Below are 15,913 nucleotides of genomic sequence, written 5' to 3' on the forward strand. Positions count from 1 at the left end.
AGTAGTCGTGTCTAACCAGTTGGCCCTGACCGATGACAGAGCGCGTCGTCGATCCGCCGTTGGAGCTGCTGCTATTGCGGCTGCCGATGCCAGGCGGTTCGATTCGACGAGGATCGATGCTGCATCGGATGATGGTGCTCCGTTGCACGTCGTGCTGAGACGACTCGTGACCGCTGCGGTGGATGCAGGGGGCGCAGATTCCGGTGCCCTCGCGCTGTTTTCGCCGAAGGGTGCTGTCACCAACTTCGTGTCTGTCGGCCGACCCGAGCAGGTTGATACAACCGGCACTCTCGACTCGCCGCTCGGCATCGTGGACCTCGTTCTCGACAATCCACGGCCGATCAGGCTCAGCGTGCCGGGCAACGCGTCAGGCAGCGTCCCCGAGCTTCGCACCGTCGAGAGCATCTTGGGGGTGCCGGTCGCGGTGGGCGACGAGGTTCTCGGCTGTCTGTACCTCTGCAACCACGAGTCCGGTCTGTTCAGCGACCGCGACGAGAGGATTCTCGAGGAATGGGCACTGGCCGCCGCACTCGCCGCTGACCATGGTCGCGTGCTCGCGGAGGTGCGTCGCCGACGTGACTGGACGGCGATCTCGGCGGAGGTGGCGTCCGCCCTCGTGACGAGTACGGACAGCGAGGCGATGGACCTGTTCACCGACCGGCTGCTCGGCCTGACCGGCGCGGACTTCGTGGCGTTGCTCCAGGTGAGCCAGGTCACCGGTTCGCTCGTGGTGAGCGCCGTTCGCGGGCTCGAAGAGGAGGACCTGGATGCGGCGGTGCTCGCGGTGCCCGGCACACGGGCGCGCGGCATCTTCGAGGGTCGGCATCCGATCCTGATCGACGATTGTGTGGAGGTCGGACTCAGCATCCTGCGGGAGGGTGCGCTCGGGCCGGGCATGGTGATACCACTCACTGCTCCCAGTCGGGCGGTGTCGATCCTGCTGGTGGCGCGTTCATCCGGGGCGCCACCGTTCGGCGGTACCGATCTCGAGATGACGGCCGACTTCGCCGAGCTTGCCACGGTGGCACTCGCGCTCGCGACACCGCACGCGGCCCTCTGAGCAGACACTCGAGCCGGCAGTTCCGGGGCCGAAGGTCCCTCGTGGTTCCCGGCCGAACGGCCTAGGTTTGAGGGCATCGGCGTCGATCGATGCCGTGCCGCGGGTGACCGAGAAGCGGAGCATCACCATGAACGTCCAACGAGTCGAGCTTGAGCCGCGCACAATCTACGGGGTGCACGAGGTCATTCCGATGAGTGAGCTGACCGACTTCTTCGGCCGCGCCCTCGCCGAGGCAGCCGCCGAAATGGGCAAGCAGGGCGCATTCCCCGGCGGGCCTCCCGTCGCCCTGTACCACGGGATGCCGACAGACACGATCGACGTGACCGCCGGCTTCCCGGTCTCGCGGGCGGTGGCTCCGGCCGGCAGAGTCGTCGTGGCGACCCTGCCCGGCGGCAGCGCGGTGGAGGCCACGCATGCCGGACCGTACGACACCCTCGCAGAGACGTACGGCGAGATCAGCGCGTGGATCGCGGATCAGAAACTCACTCCCGCCGAGGACATGTTCGAGGAGTATCTGGTGGGTCCGGATGGCGAATCCGATCCGGCGAACTGGCGCACCCGAATCGTGTTCCCGCTGGCCTGACGGCGGTCACGAGCAGTCGGCCGGCGCGCACACGATGATGGGCACCCGGTAGCTGAGCAAGCCGCTGTACAGGCGAATCAAGGCGGCGCGCGAATGAGACTCTGCGCAGTCCCCCGGGCAGCTCACCGGTCGCTGGTTCTCGACCGTCAGATGGGTGCTCGTGAGGATCGCCACCTGCAGGTCGTCCGGGAGCGCCGTCCACCGCCCGTCGGCATCCGGGCTCGCCCAGTCGAGGGCGTCGAAGCCGAGGGCTCGGAGGTTGTCGATCAGTTCCCGGGTCTGCTCGTTCGGAGTGGTCGTGAGCGCAAGCGAGACCGAGTTGCCCGCGGCGGCGCAGGCCGCAACGTGCAGGGCGATTCGCAGCGCGGCGACCTCGGGTCCTGCGACGATCATCACTCGCCCGAGGGGGTGGACGTCGACTGCCTCGATGGCCTCCCCGTCGACGCGCAGAGCCCCCTCCACATTCCGGGCCATGTCGCTCTCGAGCAGGAAGATCTGGGCTGCCGCCTGCCGCAGAGCCGAGGCGTTACAGGAGGCGAGTCGGGTGGCGAAAACCTTGAGCATCCGGGAACGTGACCGCAATTCTTTCGGTGCCCGCTGACGGGATGCCGGTGGCCAGTCCTGGACCGCGGCAATGAACTCCATGGGGCCACCGTGGCACCACCGTGGCGTGCTGACAGTGCCATAGGTCCCCCGCCGAATGCGGCGTTACCCGTCTTTGCCGTGTCCCTTGTCTCTCCCCTTGGGCTTGGTCGGAGTGGGCGAGGGAGTCGGAGTGGGGGTCGGTGTGGGGGTGGCCTTCGGCCCGAGGTCCGAACGCACCAGATCGATGGCGGCCTGGATGCGCGCGCCGCGATCGCGGCTCACGAGTCCGGCCGCCATGTCCCCCTCGAGTTGGCTCTGAAGCGAATCGAGCGATGCCAGGGCGGCCGAGTAGTCCCTCGAGGCGGCTTGCTCGGCCACGAGACGCACGGAACTCTGGAGGGACGTCGCGGCGTCCCTGCTCAGATCGGTGGTCGGCGCACATCCGGCGAGCATCACGCCGACGGTGATCACCGCCGCGAGAACCGGGATCCGCGTGCGGCGGGGGCCCATCACTTGGTCACGCTCGCGAGAAGCTGGCGAAGGTGCGCGTCGAGTTGGCCGCCCACCGAGGGCAGGGAGGCGGTCGGAGCCGGAGCGGGATTGCCGTGGGCGAACAGCACGAGCACGACCACGACGGCCGCCAGCGCGAGCACGGTGAGCCCCACCGCCAGGACGCGTCGAGGGAGGCGTCGTCGAGGGCGCGGCATCTCTTCGTGACCGAAGACCTCGGTGCGCTGGCCGGTGTCGCCGGAGGGTCGGACGGCGGCCGCCGGCGCGGTGTGGCCGCCGAGAACGGCGGTCGGCGCATCCGTCATCAGTGCTGTCGGTGCGTTGTCCTGGCCGTCATCGGGCGTGGCGAAGGCCACGGTGTCGCTGCGGTCGAGCTGGGATCCCGCGCTGCGCTCGATGGCATGGGCCGACTCGGCGACCTCGAGCGCGGAAGGGCGCTCCGCCGGGCTCTGGGCCGTCATTGCCGTGAGCAGCTGAACCCAGTCGGTTCCGAGGCTCGCCGGTACCACCGGATCCCTGGCCAGCCGAGCACCGAGCGACTCGACCATGGAGCCGGGGAACTCGCGGGTACCCGTGAGCGTCTCGAGCAGCACCAGACCGAGGGCGTAGATGTCGGTGGGGGCGCCGGGCGCCTCTCCCTTGGCCTGCTCCGGGCTGACGTACGCCGCCGTGCCCACGACGGTGCCCGGGGTCGTGAGCCGCGTCGAGTCGATGAGGTGGGCGATGCCGAAGTCCGCGAGCTTTGCCCGGAATTCCCGGTTCGACACCGGGGACGGGGCGAGGAGGATGTTGGCCGGCTTGATGTCCCGGTGAACGACGCCCCGAGCGTGAACGACGTGCAACGCTTCGGCGAGGTCCGCGGCCATGGCCGCGACATCCGATTCGGCAACCGGGCCACGTTCGATCCTCGCCTGGAGGGTCGGTCCGTCCACAAGTTCCATCGCCAGGTAGGCACGTTGGTCCGACCTGTCATCTTCGACGTTGGCGTCGAACAGCGTGACCAGGGCGTGGTGGTTCAGCGAGGCGAGCAGCCGGATTTCGGAGGTCTCCCGCCTGAGGGCCTCGGCATCCGTGGCATTGCTGTCGAAGAGTTTGAGCGCTACCGTGCGACCGAGCGACTCGTCCCGCGCCCGGTAGACCGACGCCATTCCACCGCGGCCGATCAGGCCCTCGATGCGATAGCGATCGCCGACGAGGGTGCCTCGGAGGGCCGCGTCTCGTCCGTGGTTCTCTGGCACACTGCTCCTTCGCGACGATCTCACTGCGAGTCGTCGCCGCCCCCATGCTAATTCACGGGCCGGGCGGTGGGCTCCGATCCGGTGCGGCGCTTCGGCGGCCTGATCTGGCGGTACTCCCGGTAGACGAAGAAGATGATCAGTGCGTCGAGGACCGTGAAGAGGGCCAGCCCGATGCTCGGCGCGGTCACGAACGCATAGGCCTGATAGACGAGGAACACCCCGAGCACGCCGATCGCGATCGGATACACCCGATGGAATTTGCGAAGCAGGCAGTAGACGAGCACGAGCTTCACGACCCCGTGGATGAGGAGAAACGCGATGAGGAACGCCAGGCCGCTGCGGGCCAGCTGCGCATCGAGTCTGGCCACGTAGTCGCTGACGAGGGCGGTGGTTGCCGAGCTGCCCTCTCTCGCCTCGGATGCCACCGCAGACAGGGCGGAATGGACGAGGCCGGGCGCCACCAGCAACAGGGTCCCCACCACGAATTCAATCGCGCCGTCGATTCCCTTGACGATGACGCCGATCGTGTAGGCGGCATCGATGAATCGCCGGGTGCGGTTGGCCATCATGGCAGTGACACTAACGCTCCTTGCGGCTCGGCGCGAGGAAGCGGTGACCGGGCGGGTCGTGAAGCTGGCAGAATCGGCGGATGCGAGACTCCAGCCCGACCGTGACGACGAGCGCGCTGCGCCGTCGCGGCCTCGGGCTGGAATGGGCGACGCTGGCCTGGAACGTCGTCGGTCTTGCGGTGCTCGCGGTGCTGGCCATTCGCGCCTCGTCGGTGGCGCTGGCCGGGTTCGGGCTCGACAGCCTGATCGAGATCGGCGCGAGCACCGTCGTGATCTGGGAGCTCAGGGGAACCGGGGAGGCTCGACAGCGCCGGGCCCTGCGCATCATCGGCATCGCCTTCGTCTGCCTGGCCGCCTATCTGCTGGTGCAGTCGCTTGTCGCCATCCTGGCCCGGCACCACGCGACACCCAGCGTGGGCGGAATCGCCTGGACCGGGGTGACCGCGGTGGTCATGTTCACTCTGGCCTTCGCCAAGCGACGCACGGGCCTGGCCCTGGGCAATCCGGTGCTCGTGAGCGAGGGCTCGGTCACCTTCATCGACGGGCTGCTGGCGGTCGCCGTGCTCGTGGGCCTCGCGCTCAACCAACTCGCCGGATGGTGGTGGGCCGATCCGGCCGCCGGGCTCGTGATCGTCTTCTACGCGCTGCGCGAGGCGGCCCACCTGCTGCGCTGAGGTATCCGGAGGGCAGCGGACAGGGCGAACTAGGCGCTCACGAGCAGCCGGGCGACCGAGTCGAGTGCGCCGGGCACGAGGGCGAAATACGCCCACGTGCCGCGCTGGGTGCGGCTGAGAAAGCCCGCATCGGTGAGCACCTTGAGGTGGTGCGACACGGTGGGCTGGCTCAGTCCGACCGGCGCGGTGAGGTCGCACGCGCATGCCTCCTGCCCCTCGGAAGCGGCGACGATCGAGATGAGTCGCAGTCTCGTGGGATCGGCGAGTGCCTTGAGCGACCGGGCGAGGTCTTCCGCGTTCTCGGCAGGAAGAGTCTGCCGGGTGAGGGGCGAACAGCACGCCGTCACGTCGACGACGGGGAGCAGGGTTGTCGTGGTCACGCAGCAATCCTAGCCTTATATTGACAGAGGTCGATATAGTCGCGCATACTCGAATATCGACCATCATCGATACAAGGATGGATTGCACCCCGATGACTCTGATAGACCTCTCCCCCACCGTGCTGCGCTCGCCGCGTCTGGATGGCCTTCCCGTGGCCATCATCGGCTCCGGTCCGATCGGGCTGGCCGCGGCAGCGAACCTCGTCGAACGCGGGATCGACTTCGTGGTCTACGAGGCCGGGGGCGCGGCCGCGAGCAGCCTCGCCGCGTGGGGCCACATCCGCCTCTTCTCGCCCTGGCGGCACCTCATCGACCCGGCAGCGCGTCGGCTGCTGGGCGCCACGGGATGGACAGAACCCGATCCCGACGTCGCTCCGTACGCCGCCCAGCTCATTGACCTGTACCTCGCCCCCCTGGCGGCCCTGCCCGAGATCCGGTCGCGGATTCGCTTCGGGTCGAGGGTGCAGGCGGTGACCAGGCAGGGAATGGATCGCACGCGTTCGGCCGGGCGATCGTCGGTGCCCTTCGCGCTTCGGCTGCAGCACGACTCCGGGGAGGCCTCCGAGGTCCTCGCGCGCGCCGTGATCGACGCATCAGGGACTTACTCGACGCCGAAACCGCTCGGCTCGAACGGACTCGCCCCGCTCGGGCTCGTCGACGTCGCCGATTGGATCAGTTCCGCCCTCCCCGATGTGCTCGGTCGGGACCGCGCGCGCTTTGCCGGCCGCCACACCGTTGTGGTCGGTGCCGGGCACTCAGCGGCGAACACGCTCATCGCCCTCGCCAAACTCGCCCGAGAGGAAGACGGCACGACCATCACCTGGCTCATTCGCAACGACACGGCCGCGCGCGTGTCGGCCACCGTAGGCGATGAGCTCCCCGGACGCGCCTCACTGGCCGATCGGGTGCGACGCCTCATCGACGCGGGCGCGATCGGTGTGGTCGACGGCTTCGAGATCGATCGGGTCGCCCGCACACCGCGCGGAGTCGCCATCGGGGGCAGTCGCCACGGTACGACCGCCACGGTGGAGGCGGACGAGATTGTCGCGGCGACGGGCTTCAGGCCCGACCTCGGGATGCTGAGCGAGATCCGTCTCGACCTCGACGACATCGTGGAGGCACCTCGACGCCTCGCCCCACTGATCGACCCCAACGTGCATAGTTGCGGCACGGTCGAGCCGCACGGCTTCGCCGAGCTTCAGCACCCGGAGCCCAACTTCTTCATCGCCGGAATGAAGAGCTACGGCAGGGCGCCAACCTTCCTTCTCGCGACGGGGTACGAACAGGTGCGCTCGATCGTGGCCTGGCTCGATGGAGACTTCGCCGGCGCATCCGCGGTGAAGCTCGTGCTCCCCGCGACGGGTGTGTGCTCCACCGGAGACGCGAGCTCGCAGTCCTGCTGCTAGTGGAGCCGCCGGCGGAGCGCCAGAGCGGGGGTCACGCCCCCACGTAGGACGCAAGGTACTGGCCGGTGAGCGTGGAGCGCGCGGCGACGAGGTCGGCTGGTGTGCCGGCGAAGACGACCCGCCCACCGTCGTGGCCGGCACCGGGGCCGAGGTCGATGATCCAGTCGGCGTGCGCCATGACCGACTGGTGGTGCTCGACGACGATCACCGACTTGCCGGAGTCGACCAGCCGATCGAGCAGTCCGAGGAGCTGTTCGACGTCGGCGAGGTGGAGACCGTTCGTGGGCTCGTCGAGAACGTAGACCTCGCCCTTCTCGCCCATGTGGATGGCCAGTTTGAGTCGTTGGCGCTCGCCGCCGGAGAGGGTGGTGAGCGGCTGGCCGAGGCTGAGGTAGCCGAGCCCGACGTCGGCGAGCCGGTCGAGCACGACACGGGCGGCGGGCGTGTGTGCCTCGCCCGCGCCGAAGAATTCCCTGGCCTCGCTCACCGGCATCGCGAGCACCTGGCTGATGTCGCGTCCGCCGAGTCGGTACTCGAGCACCGACGCTTCGAACCGCTTGCCCTCGCACACCTCGCAGGTGGTGGCGACGCCGGCCATCATCGCCAGGTCGGTGAAGATGACTCCCGCGCCGTTGCAATTGGGGCAGGCGCCCTCCGAGTTGGCGCTGAACAGGGCCGGCTTCACGCCGTTCGCCTTCGCGAAAGCCTTGCGGATCGGGTCGAGAAGCCCGCTGTAGGTGGCCGGGTTGCTCCGGCGCGAGCCGCGAATGGCGCTCTGATCGACCGTGACGACGCCGCCCAGCCCCGACACCGAACCGTGGATCAGCGAGCTCTTGCCCGAGCCGGCCACCCCGGTGACGACGACCAGCATGCCCAGCGGGATGTCGACATCCACGCTCCGCAGATTGTGTTCCGATGCGCCGCGGATCTCCAGCGTTCCCGTCGCCGGGCGCACCGCGTTCTTGAGGGAGGCACGGTCGTCGAGGTGGCGACCGGTCAGGGTGTCGCTGGCCCGCAGCCCCTCGAACGTGCCCTCGAAGCAGACTTCACCGCCCGCGGTGCCGGCACCCGGGCCGAGGTCCACCACATGATCGGCGATCGCAATCGTCTGCGGCTTGTGCTCCACGACGAGAACCGTGTTTCCCTTGTCCCGAAGCTTCAGCAGAAGCGTGTTCATGCGGTCGATGTCGTGCGGATGCAGCCCGACGGTTGGCTCGTCGAAGACGTAGGTGATGTCGGTGAGAGGAGAGCTGAGGTGGCGGATCATCTTGGTGCGCTGAGCCTCGCCGCCCGAGAGCGTGCCGGTCGGTCGGTCGAGTGAGAGGTAGCCCAGGCCGATCTCCACGAACGACTCGAGGGTCTGCTGCAGTGCCTCGAGAAGCGGTGCCACGGTCGGCTCGTCGAGGCCACGCACCCATCCGGCCAGGTCGCTGATCTGCATTGCCGAGGCATCCGCGATGCTGATGCCGGCGATCTTGGACGAGCGCGCGGCCTCGTTGAGCCTGGTCCCGCCGCATTCCGGGCAGGTGGTGAAGGTGACGGCCCGGTCGACGAAGGCACGGATGTGCGGCTGCATCGCCTCCCTGTCCTTGGAGAGCATCGACTTCTGGATCTTCGGGATCAGGCCCTCATAGGTCAGGTTGATGTTGTCGACCTTGATCTTGGTCGGCTCCTTGTACAACAGGTCGTGGAGTTCTCGCTTGGTGAAGGAACTGATCGGCTTGTCCGGGTCGAAGAAGCCAGCGCCACTGAAGATTCGCCCGAACCAGCCATCCATGCTGTAGCCGGGGATGGTGAGGGCGCCGTCGTTGAGGGACTTGCTGTCGTCATAGAGCTGGGTCAGATCGAGGTCGGTGACACTGCCCATCCCCTCGCAGCGTGGACACATTCCCCCGGTGACGCTGAAGGTGCGACGTTCCCTGACGGTCTGTCCGTGACGCTCGAGGGTGACGGCACCCGCCCCGCTCGCCGACGCGACGTTGAAGGAGAACGCCTGGGGCGAGCCGATGTGCGGGCGGCCGAGGCGGCTGAACACGATCCGGAGCATCGCATACGCGTCGGTGACGGTGCCGACGGTGGAGCGCGGATTGGCACCCATCCGCTCCTGGTCGACGATGATCGCCGTGGTCAGCCCGTCCAGCACGTCCACCTCGGGCCGCGCCAGCGTCGGCATGAAGCCCTGCACGAATGCGCTGTAGGTCTCGTTGATCAGGCGCTGCGACTCCGCCGCGATCGTGCCGAACACCAGCGAACTCTTGCCGGATCCGGAGACGCCGGTGAACGCCGTCAACCGCCGCTTCGGAAGCTCGACCGTGATGTCCTTGAGGTTGTTGGCGCGAGCGCCCTGAACGCGGATCAGATCGTGGCTGTCGGCGGGCCTCTGCGCCTGCGCCCTCGTGGTCGTGCCGGAGGTCATGCTCATGGTCTTCAGGCTAAGCCTTGGGCACGGGCCGGCGCTTCTCCCCGCCTGCTCGACAATCGCGGTAACGAAGGATCCTCATTCCGCGCTTAAGCTGGGGGCGCGAGGGATCAGCTCTACGCCCGGTGGATGCGCCGGAACACGCTCCGCCGAAGCCGCGCCGCGTGCGCACGAAGGGCAATCCGTGTTCGACTTTCTGTTCTCCCCCGTGCCGGCGATCATTCTCGGTGTCATCGTCCTCTTCTTCGTCGTTCTCATCTACGCGAAGTCCGTCTACAAAAACGCCGGCCCGGACGAGGCGATCCTGATCACCGGAAAGCGCTCGAAGGTGAAGACCGTCGGCGGTGTCGCTACCGAGGAGTCCGGCATCCGCATCGTCGTGGGCTCGGGCGTGTTCATCACGCCGTTCTTTCAGAAGGCCTTCAAGATCAGCCTCCGCTCACGGGCCATCGAGCTCGCCGCCGTCGCGCAGGATGCCCGCGGGATCACCCTCACGGTCGAGGCCGTCGCCATCGTGAAGGTCGGCGACACTCACTCCGCGATCCTCGCGGCCGGCCAGCGCTTCATCGGCAACGACAAGAACATCGATGGCTTCGCCCTCGAGGTGCTGTCCGGATCTCTTCGCTCGTCGATCGGCGGCACGGACGTGCAGACCATCATCCAGAAGCGGGACGAACTCGGCGCCGCGGTTCTCTCCACCGCCCGCGAGTCGCTGCTCAGCCAGGGACTCGACGTCGACTCCTTCGAAATCAAGGGCATCTCCGACGACAACGACTACATCCGCAACATGGGGCGCGCCGAGCAGGCCGCGGTGTTGAGGGCAGCCGAGGTGGCGGAGGCCCAGGCCGGGCAGGCGTCCCAGGAGGCGGCGATCGCCGCCGAGCAGGCCGTGGCCATCGCCCAGAACACGTTGGCCCTCAAGCGTGCCGCACTCCAGCTTGACACGGACAAGGCCACGGCGGAGGCCGCGGGAGCAAAGCCGCTGGCCGAGGCCAAGACGCGGCAGAACATCGTGCACGAGCAGGAGGTCACCGCGCAGGCGGCCGCCAAGCTCCGCACCGCGGAACTCGCGTCCGAGGTCAACGCGGTGGCCGACGCCGACGCATACAAGGTGAAGGTGGCGGCAACCGCAGAGGCTCAGGCGCGCGTCATCGCGGCCAACGCCGAGCGCGACAGCCGCATTGCGAACGCCGACGCCATCCGCGCCGAAGGCCAGGCGACCGCCGACGCGATTCTCGCCAAGGGCACGGCCGAGGCAGAGGCGACCAAGCTTGCGGCGGCCGCCGTCGCGCAGCGTTCGGAGGCGCTCATCCAGCTTCGCCTGGTCGAAATGCTCCCGCAGATCGCGCACGAGCTCGCCGCGCCGCTGGGCAATATCGACCAGCTGACGGTCGTGTCCACGGACGGCGCGAGCCAACTCAGCAAGAACGTGGCCGGCGGATTCTCCGAGATCGACGCGGTGTTGAAGTCGACCACGGGACTCGACATCCGGAGCCTCCTCGGGAGCTTCGTCGGCGGGGCGGCGGCCGGCACGGTCGCGGCCCACGCCGCGCGGCCCACCGCAACGGTCACCATTCCGAGCGAGGTGAGCGTGGAACTGCCGAAGATTCGGCTCGAGTCGGCCCTGGCGGTGCCGACCACCTCTGTGGAGGAGTAGACGCCCTGGGCCCGACCGCTACCCGGCGGTGTGTTCGTTCACGAAGTCGAGGGCGATCTTGGCGACCTCTTCCCATCCGCTGTCGATAGTGAGCGAGTGGCCGCGGTGCGGGACGGAGACGATCTCCGTCACTCCCACGCTTCGCTTCTGCCGGTTGTACGAGGCGTTGACGATCGCCCACGGCACGGTGTGGTCGTCGGCGCCAGAGATGAGAAGAAGCGGCCCGCGGTCGGGGTTGGTGGTGTCCACCTTGTCGTCGGACCACGGGTTGAAGTTGGCGGTGGCGGCCGAGAAGAGGGGGCGGCCGGGGGCGGCGACGTGGTACCGCTCGTAGATCTCCCTCGCCTCGTCCTCCTCGAGCGCGTTGGCCCAGCCGTAGGCGAATTGCTCGAAGGTGAGGGTGACCGCCCGGTCGAAGTTGGCCGGATTGGCCAGCACCGCGGACGATGACCTGAGGGAGGACACCGGCAGCGGAAGCACCCCCTGGAACGGGGCGGGGTCGATAGCGACGGTGGCGCGCGATGCGCCGTCACCGGCGAGTTTCTGGGCGATCACCCCGCCGAACGAGTGGCCCACGATCGCCGGCTTGGAGTTGAGCTTCGCGATGGCCTCGAGATAGTGGCTGGTGACGGCGCCGATCGACTTCCTGGCGAAGACCTCCGGATGCTCGCGGGCCTCCCCCACGGTCTCCGGGTCGTCCGGCCACCCGGGAGCGATCGTGGCGAAGCCGTTCTCTTCGAAGAGCGCGCGCCACTCGTCCCAACTGCTCGGCAGGAGCCAGAGGCCGTGAACGAAGACCACGGGAGTGAGTCCCGTCGAATTCGCTCGGTCGATCTGTTTCAGTTCCTGGTCGGTGATCGTCGCCACGGCCACACCTCCAAACGAATGGGATACCTCGATCGTCCTCGCACCGGGGCCTCCGGGTCAAGGATGTCTGCTGCGTCGCAGATCCGGAGCCGGCCCGACGTGCCCGCCCGGGGGTTCCTTACCGCCCCCGAGGCGTCTATCGTGACGAATAGCGGCCCGAACCGAGGTGCGGAGTTCGACTGCCGACAACTCGACGACGAGAGCAGGAGAAGAAGCTGATGGCTGAAAGCACTGGCGAACGCGACGCCAAGGGCGGGTACCAGGACGAGCAATTGCCCGACGGAACCCGCTCGACCTCATCCGGTGGAGAAGGCATGTACACCGACGAACAGCTGCCCGATGGATCGCGCAGCACCTCCACCGACGAGCGCGGGGCCTACACCGACGAAGAGTTGCGGGATGGCTCCCGCACTCGCGAAGAGCAGACCGAGCCCGACATGGGCAGCTACACGGAATCGGAGACTCGCGAGGGCGAGAAGGAGCGCAAAGACCGGCAGGACTGACACCGCCGTGTCTGCACGATGGTCGTTCGCTGCCCGTGAGCGGCTCGACGAGGGGGCGGCAGAGTCCCGCGTTCTGGGGTAAGACGGGCATCGCTGTGCCATGAGCAATGCCCGTAAACTCCTGAAAGGGTCCGTATGGGGCTTTGTTATCGGGGGATGTCAGCGTGTCAACGAATGTGCAGTCCGAGGCGGTGTCGGCTGGCTGGTACGCCGACCCCGAGGACGTCGGTCGGCTGCGCTGGTGGAACGGCGCCGCCTGGACGGCCGACGTCATCGCGGCGGCGGTGGCGATTCCTGAGGCCGCGCCGGAGACTCGGCCGGACGCCGTGCCGGTGGATCCGTCAAGGATCGTGCCGGATGCCGAGCCCGAGACCCCGCCCGAGACCTCGCAGGAGGCCGTACCGGCCGCCGTGCACGAGGATCTGCCGGACGCCGTACCGGACGCCATAGCCGGGGCGGGGGTATTTCTCAGCCGTCGGCAACTGCGGGAGAAGAACGGTCCACTCACCACGGAGTCGGCGGAAGAGCCGGAGGCGACCGGTCCGCAGGGGCCGGTTCCTCCCACTGATGAGTCGCGGCCTCCCACGCCGCCCGATCCGGAGGTACCGCCCCTCGAGCGACGCCCGCTGAGTGTCCCGGCGGGCTGGTACGACGACCCGACGGGTCTCGAATTGAACCGATGGTGGAATGGAATCGAGTGGACCGAGCACACGGCGCCGAAACCGGCCGAGCCGGTCGCTGCCGAGCCGGTCGCTGCCGAGCCGGTCGCTGCCGAATCGCCCGCCACGGCCTTCCGCCCCCGCGCGCCCGAGATCGAAACGCTCCCCCAGGATCTGACCCACGCCTACGTGCCGTTCGGCGACCACCGCTCCTGGCAGGCCCACGTGCCGCCGATCGTGACGGCACCGACCAGGTGGAATACCCCGGGCGCCATCGCTGTCGGCTTCACTCCGTGGGTGGGCCTGATGGCCTCGGTGGGTCTTGTTGTGCTCACCCTTCTGGGCTCCGGAGCGTGGTGGTGGCTCATCGGAGCCGCGCTTCTGCCACTGCTCTGGTCGATCGCCTTCGCGTTGCGGGACCGCAACAAGCTGGACGTGTGGGGCTACGAGGCGCGGGCAAGCCTGGGCTGGCTCTTTCTCGGCCCGCTCGCCTACCTCATCGCTCGCACGGTTCGGGTCCACCAGCGGGTTCGCCGGGGGTCGTTCCCGCTGTGGCTGTTCATCATCAATTCGGTGCTCATCTCGGCGCTCGCTGTCGGCGCGGGCGTCGGCCTCGGGGCGAGCGTCGCCGCCCGGGGCACCGCGGCGATAGAACAGCAGACCGAGGGCGCACTCCACGCCCAGGGCCACAACTATTCGGTGGTCTGCCCGGCGTCCTTGACCATTTTCGTGGTCGGCTCGACGTTCGATTGCGTCGCCTCCGACGCCGCGGGAACGGTCGGCACGGTATCGGTGAAGATCATTGGCGCGAACGGCAGGTTCGCCTACCGCTTCACGCCGTCGCCCTCGACCGGGGCGTGACGGCGGCTACCTGCCCGAGACCGACCCGAACCGATTGTCCGGGTCGAGACGGGCGAGCATCCTCGCCATGATGCGGTCGAGATCCGCCACGTCGTCGTCATCGAGAACGTCGATCACGTTTTCGCGCACGGTGCGCACGTGGCCGGGGGCCGTGGCGACCACCTTCTCCCAACCCGCCTCCGAGAGCACGGCGTTCGTCGCGCGACGGTCCTCCGGACATGGGACGCGGTCGAGGTAACCGCGGGTCTCGAGTCGCGAGACGACGTGCGACAGGCGCGGCAGGGTCGCGTTCGTCTCGCCGGCCAGCTGCGTCATCCGGAGCGTTCGCCCGGGTGCCTCGGAGAGCATCGCGAGCACGAAGTACTCAAAGTGGCTCAGTTCGGCGTCCCGCTGCAGCTGAGAATCGAGCGCTCCGGGAAGCAGCTCGACAACGGAGATGAACTTCCTCCACGCGTCGAGCTGGGGGGCGGTGAGCCAGACGGTGTCTTCCATCTGCCCATCCTAGCGGAATCACTTGACGCTACAACTAAACTGGAGCACACTGGTGCGCCCCGTTCGTCCGGCCCCTCGCTTCTCCGGCCCTCGTTTCTCCGGCCCTCGTTTGTCCGGCCATCGTTTCTCCGGCCATCGTTTCTCCGGCCATCGTTTGTCTGGCCATCGTTTCTCTGGCCATCGTTTTCTCCGGAGGTTTCGCATCCCGAGCTCGACTTGCACGTTCCATTGAGCCGTTTCGGCCCAGAATCCCGCATTCGACGCAAGACCTCCGGAGAAGCGTTGGCCGACTGAACGTCTTCGACGGTGTGGCGGCTCAGACGAAGCGGATCTTCTCCTGGAGCTTGGCGCGGACCTCGAACAATTCGGCTCCCCCGGCGAGTGCGCGACCAGGCAGGCCATCGCGGAGGAGCGCCGAGAGGTACGACCGCTGCACGGCGACCCCCGCGGCCCCGCGCACATTGCCCAGGGAGACGATCGGCGCGTCCAGTTCGTCGTCGGGGAGCACAATCACAAGGGCGGTGAAGCGCACACGAACAGCGCGGACGAGGGCCTTGGCTCGAAGGCCGAGCTGGTGCATGGGGCGATCCTCGGTGAGGTCGAAGGTGTCGACGGCGCCGACCAGCTCGCCGCGCCGCACGCGCACCGGGGCGCCGTAGTCCTCGGAGAGGATCGCGAAGAGCCCTGTCGGGCCCAGCACGACGTGATCGATCTTGTTCTCCGGGTCGCCGGTGGCCACGTCGTGCCAGATCGTATAGCCGATACCGAGCAACGAGAGAGTGCGGGCCGTGGCCTCCTCGGCGAGAGCGTCGGCGAGAATGTGGCGGATCTCTCGCGGCGCGCCCCTGACGAGGGCCGGGTCGTAGGGGTTCGCGAGTTCTTCGCCGCGGCCCACCCATTCGCGCATGAGGGCAAGGTAGCGTTCGCGTCGCCAGCCCCCGGGATGTCCGTAGGCGCGAGCACGCGGACGGGTGTCCCGCTGCTTCGGTGCAGATCGGGGTGCCCAGGTGAACGAGCCGTCCCCCTCCGCGTCCTGGTCGACCGTCGTGGTTCGTGAGAAGCCGCCGCGATCGTAGGCCTCGCGATCGGCCGGCGTGCCGATCCGCTCCCAGGCCAGCTGTACGGCGACGAAGCGTGCCGTACTCCCCCCGGTGTCCGGGTGGGACTCCCGCAGCAGCCTTCGATACGCGCGCCGGAGGTCGTCCTCGCTCGCGGAGGGGCTCACCCCGAGCACCTCGTACGGCGTTGCCGAGATTGGGCTGTCTGGCATGGGTTCTTTCTGGCCGGGGCGCGTCGGTCGCGCCGGGAACGCTGTCGAGAATATCGAACCGACCCTGTGACCCGGATGGCGGGGAGCGGTCCCAGCGTAGGGCATTCGATTGCGGTCTCCCCGCCCGCGCGACCGGATCATAGTTCCGAACCGCTCACGGGGATATCACAGTTACCCGAG

General features: G+C 68.1%; 16 protein-coding genes. 7 read left to right on the top strand and 9 right to left on the bottom strand.

The features are described 5' to 3' along the window. Positions 1 to 151 precede the first annotated feature (151 nt). Together FVP33_RS02950 and FVP33_RS02955 are read left to right on the top strand one after the other, a co-directional pair. Positions 152 to 1,060 carry a GAF domain-containing protein gene (locus tag FVP33_RS02950; protein ID WP_187270556.1) on the top strand — a complete coding sequence of 303 codons (909 nt, stop codon included), beginning with the start codon at positions 152 to 154 and terminating at the stop codon, positions 1,058 to 1,060. 127 nt (positions 1,061 to 1,187) lie between these two features. Continuing rightward, positions 1,188 to 1,643, top strand: a complete 456-nt coding sequence (locus FVP33_RS02955) for a GyrI-like domain-containing protein (protein ID WP_147782147.1) — start codon at positions 1,188 to 1,190, stop codon at positions 1,641 to 1,643. 6 nt (positions 1,644 to 1,649) lie between these two features. Here FVP33_RS02955 and FVP33_RS02960 read toward each other — a convergent pair whose 3' ends face one another. The 4 genes from FVP33_RS02960 to FVP33_RS02975 all read right to left on the bottom strand — a co-directional run bounded on the left by FVP33_RS02960 (position 1,650) and on the right by FVP33_RS02975 (position 4,545). Further along, complete coding sequence (locus tag FVP33_RS02960) at positions 1,650 to 2,207, bottom strand: hypothetical protein (protein WP_147782148.1); 558 nt, start codon at positions 2,205 to 2,207, stop codon at positions 1,650 to 1,652. A 144-nt stretch (positions 2,208 to 2,351) separates the two neighbouring features. Continuing rightward, entirely contained in the window at positions 2,352 to 2,741 is a 390-nt protein-coding gene (locus FVP33_RS02965) for a hypothetical protein (protein ID WP_147782149.1), read from the bottom strand. Next, complete coding sequence (locus FVP33_RS02970) at positions 2,738 to 3,976, bottom strand: serine/threonine-protein kinase (RefSeq protein WP_246142148.1); 1,239 nt, start codon at positions 3,974 to 3,976, stop codon at positions 2,738 to 2,740. The genes FVP33_RS02965 and FVP33_RS02970 overlap by 4 nt, the downstream gene beginning before the upstream one ends. A 47-nt stretch (positions 3,977 to 4,023) precedes the next feature. Continuing rightward, the gene (locus tag FVP33_RS02975) at positions 4,024 to 4,545 is read right to left on the bottom strand and encodes a DUF2127 domain-containing protein (RefSeq protein WP_147782150.1); all 522 of its coding nucleotides are present in this window, start codon (positions 4,543 to 4,545) and stop codon (positions 4,024 to 4,026) included. A gap of 80 nt (positions 4,546 to 4,625) precedes the next feature. On the opposite strand from FVP33_RS02975, the gene FVP33_RS02980 reads away from it, so the two are divergent. Further along, positions 4,626 to 5,219: a cation efflux transmembrane domain-containing protein gene (locus tag FVP33_RS02980; RefSeq protein WP_147782151.1), complete on the top strand. Its 594-nt coding sequence runs from the start codon at positions 4,626 to 4,628 to the stop codon at positions 5,217 to 5,219. Between the two features lie 29 nt (positions 5,220 to 5,248). Here the strand turns inward: FVP33_RS02980 and FVP33_RS02985 are convergent, their stop codons facing one another. Further along, positions 5,249 to 5,599 (bottom strand): ArsR/SmtB family transcription factor, encoded by a 351-nt coding sequence (locus tag FVP33_RS02985; protein WP_147782152.1) that lies wholly within the window; start codon positions 5,597 to 5,599, stop codon positions 5,249 to 5,251. Positions 5,600 to 5,691: 92 nt separating this feature from the next. Here FVP33_RS02985 and FVP33_RS02990 point away from each other — a divergent pair, with 92 nt between their 5' ends. Continuing rightward, entirely contained in the window at positions 5,692 to 7,005 is a 1,314-nt protein-coding gene (locus FVP33_RS02990) for an NAD(P)-binding domain-containing protein (protein WP_147782153.1), read from the top strand. A gap of 31 nt (positions 7,006 to 7,036) precedes the next feature. Here FVP33_RS02990 and FVP33_RS02995 read toward each other — a convergent pair whose 3' ends face one another. Then, entirely contained in the window at positions 7,037 to 9,427 is a 2,391-nt protein-coding gene (locus FVP33_RS02995; RefSeq protein ID WP_147782154.1) for an ATP-binding cassette domain-containing protein, read from the bottom strand. Between the two features lie 181 nt (positions 9,428 to 9,608). Here FVP33_RS02995 and FVP33_RS03000 point away from each other — a divergent pair, with 181 nt between their 5' ends. Then, positions 9,609 to 11,081, top strand: coding sequence for an SPFH domain-containing protein (locus tag FVP33_RS03000; protein WP_187270557.1), 1,473 nt, complete (start codon positions 9,609 to 9,611; stop codon positions 11,079 to 11,081). Between the two features lie 18 nt (positions 11,082 to 11,099). On the opposite strand, the gene FVP33_RS03005 is transcribed toward FVP33_RS03000, so the two are convergent. Continuing rightward, the gene (locus FVP33_RS03005) at positions 11,100 to 11,948 is read right to left on the bottom strand and encodes an alpha/beta hydrolase (RefSeq protein WP_246142149.1); all 849 of its coding nucleotides are present in this window, start codon (positions 11,946 to 11,948) and stop codon (positions 11,100 to 11,102) included. Positions 11,949 to 12,166: 218 nt separating this feature from the next. Here FVP33_RS03005 and FVP33_RS03010 point away from each other — a divergent pair, with 218 nt between their 5' ends. Beyond that, positions 12,167 to 12,451: a hypothetical protein gene (locus tag FVP33_RS03010; protein ID WP_147782156.1), complete on the top strand. Its 285-nt coding sequence runs from the start codon at positions 12,167 to 12,169 to the stop codon at positions 12,449 to 12,451. A 164-nt stretch (positions 12,452 to 12,615) separates the two neighbouring features. Then, positions 12,616 to 13,971 (top strand): DUF2510 domain-containing protein, encoded by a 1,356-nt coding sequence (locus FVP33_RS19400; RefSeq protein ID WP_187270558.1) that lies wholly within the window; start codon positions 12,616 to 12,618, stop codon positions 13,969 to 13,971. A 6-nt stretch (positions 13,972 to 13,977) separates the two neighbouring features. On the opposite strand, the gene FVP33_RS03020 is transcribed toward FVP33_RS19400, so the two are convergent. Further along, positions 13,978 to 14,463 carry a MarR family winged helix-turn-helix transcriptional regulator gene (locus FVP33_RS03020; protein WP_147782157.1) on the bottom strand — a complete coding sequence of 162 codons (486 nt, stop codon included), beginning with the start codon at positions 14,461 to 14,463 and terminating at the stop codon, positions 13,978 to 13,980. Positions 14,464 to 14,779: 316 nt separating this feature from the next. Continuing rightward, positions 14,780 to 15,733, bottom strand: coding sequence for a J domain-containing protein (locus FVP33_RS03025; protein ID WP_147782158.1), 954 nt, complete (start codon positions 15,731 to 15,733; stop codon positions 14,780 to 14,782). Positions 15,734 to 15,913 lie beyond the last annotated feature (180 nt).

The organism is Lacisediminihabitans profunda, assembly GCF_008040105.1.
GTDB lineage: Bacteria > Actinomycetota > Actinomycetes > Actinomycetales > Microbacteriaceae > Lacisediminihabitans > Lacisediminihabitans profunda.

Coding starts and splice junctions, on each gene's coding strand:
- FVP33_RS02955 (WP_147782147.1), top strand. CDS start 1,188: ATGAACGTCCAACGAGTCGAGCTTGAGCCGCGCACAATCTACGGGGTG.
- FVP33_RS02960 (WP_147782148.1), bottom strand. CDS start 2,207: ATGCTCAAGGTTTTCGCCACCCGACTCGCCTCCTGTAACGCCTCGGCT.
- FVP33_RS02975 (WP_147782150.1), bottom strand. CDS start 4,545: ATGATGGCCAACCGCACCCGGCGATTCATCGATGCCGCCTACACGATC.
- FVP33_RS02980 (WP_147782151.1), top strand. CDS start 4,626: ATGCGAGACTCCAGCCCGACCGTGACGACGAGCGCGCTGCGCCGTCGC.
- FVP33_RS02990 (WP_147782153.1), top strand. CDS start 5,692: ATGACTCTGATAGACCTCTCCCCCACCGTGCTGCGCTCGCCGCGTCTG.
- FVP33_RS02995 (WP_147782154.1), bottom strand. CDS start 9,427: ATGAGCATGACCTCCGGCACGACCACGAGGGCGCAGGCGCAGAGGCCC.
- FVP33_RS03010 (WP_147782156.1), top strand. CDS start 12,167: ATGGCTGAAAGCACTGGCGAACGCGACGCCAAGGGCGGGTACCAGGAC.
- FVP33_RS03020 (WP_147782157.1), bottom strand. CDS start 14,463: ATGGAAGACACCGTCTGGCTCACCGCCCCCCAGCTCGACGCGTGGAGG.
- FVP33_RS03025 (WP_147782158.1), bottom strand. CDS start 15,733: ATGCCAGACAGCCCAATCTCGGCAACGCCGTACGAGGTGCTCGGGGTG.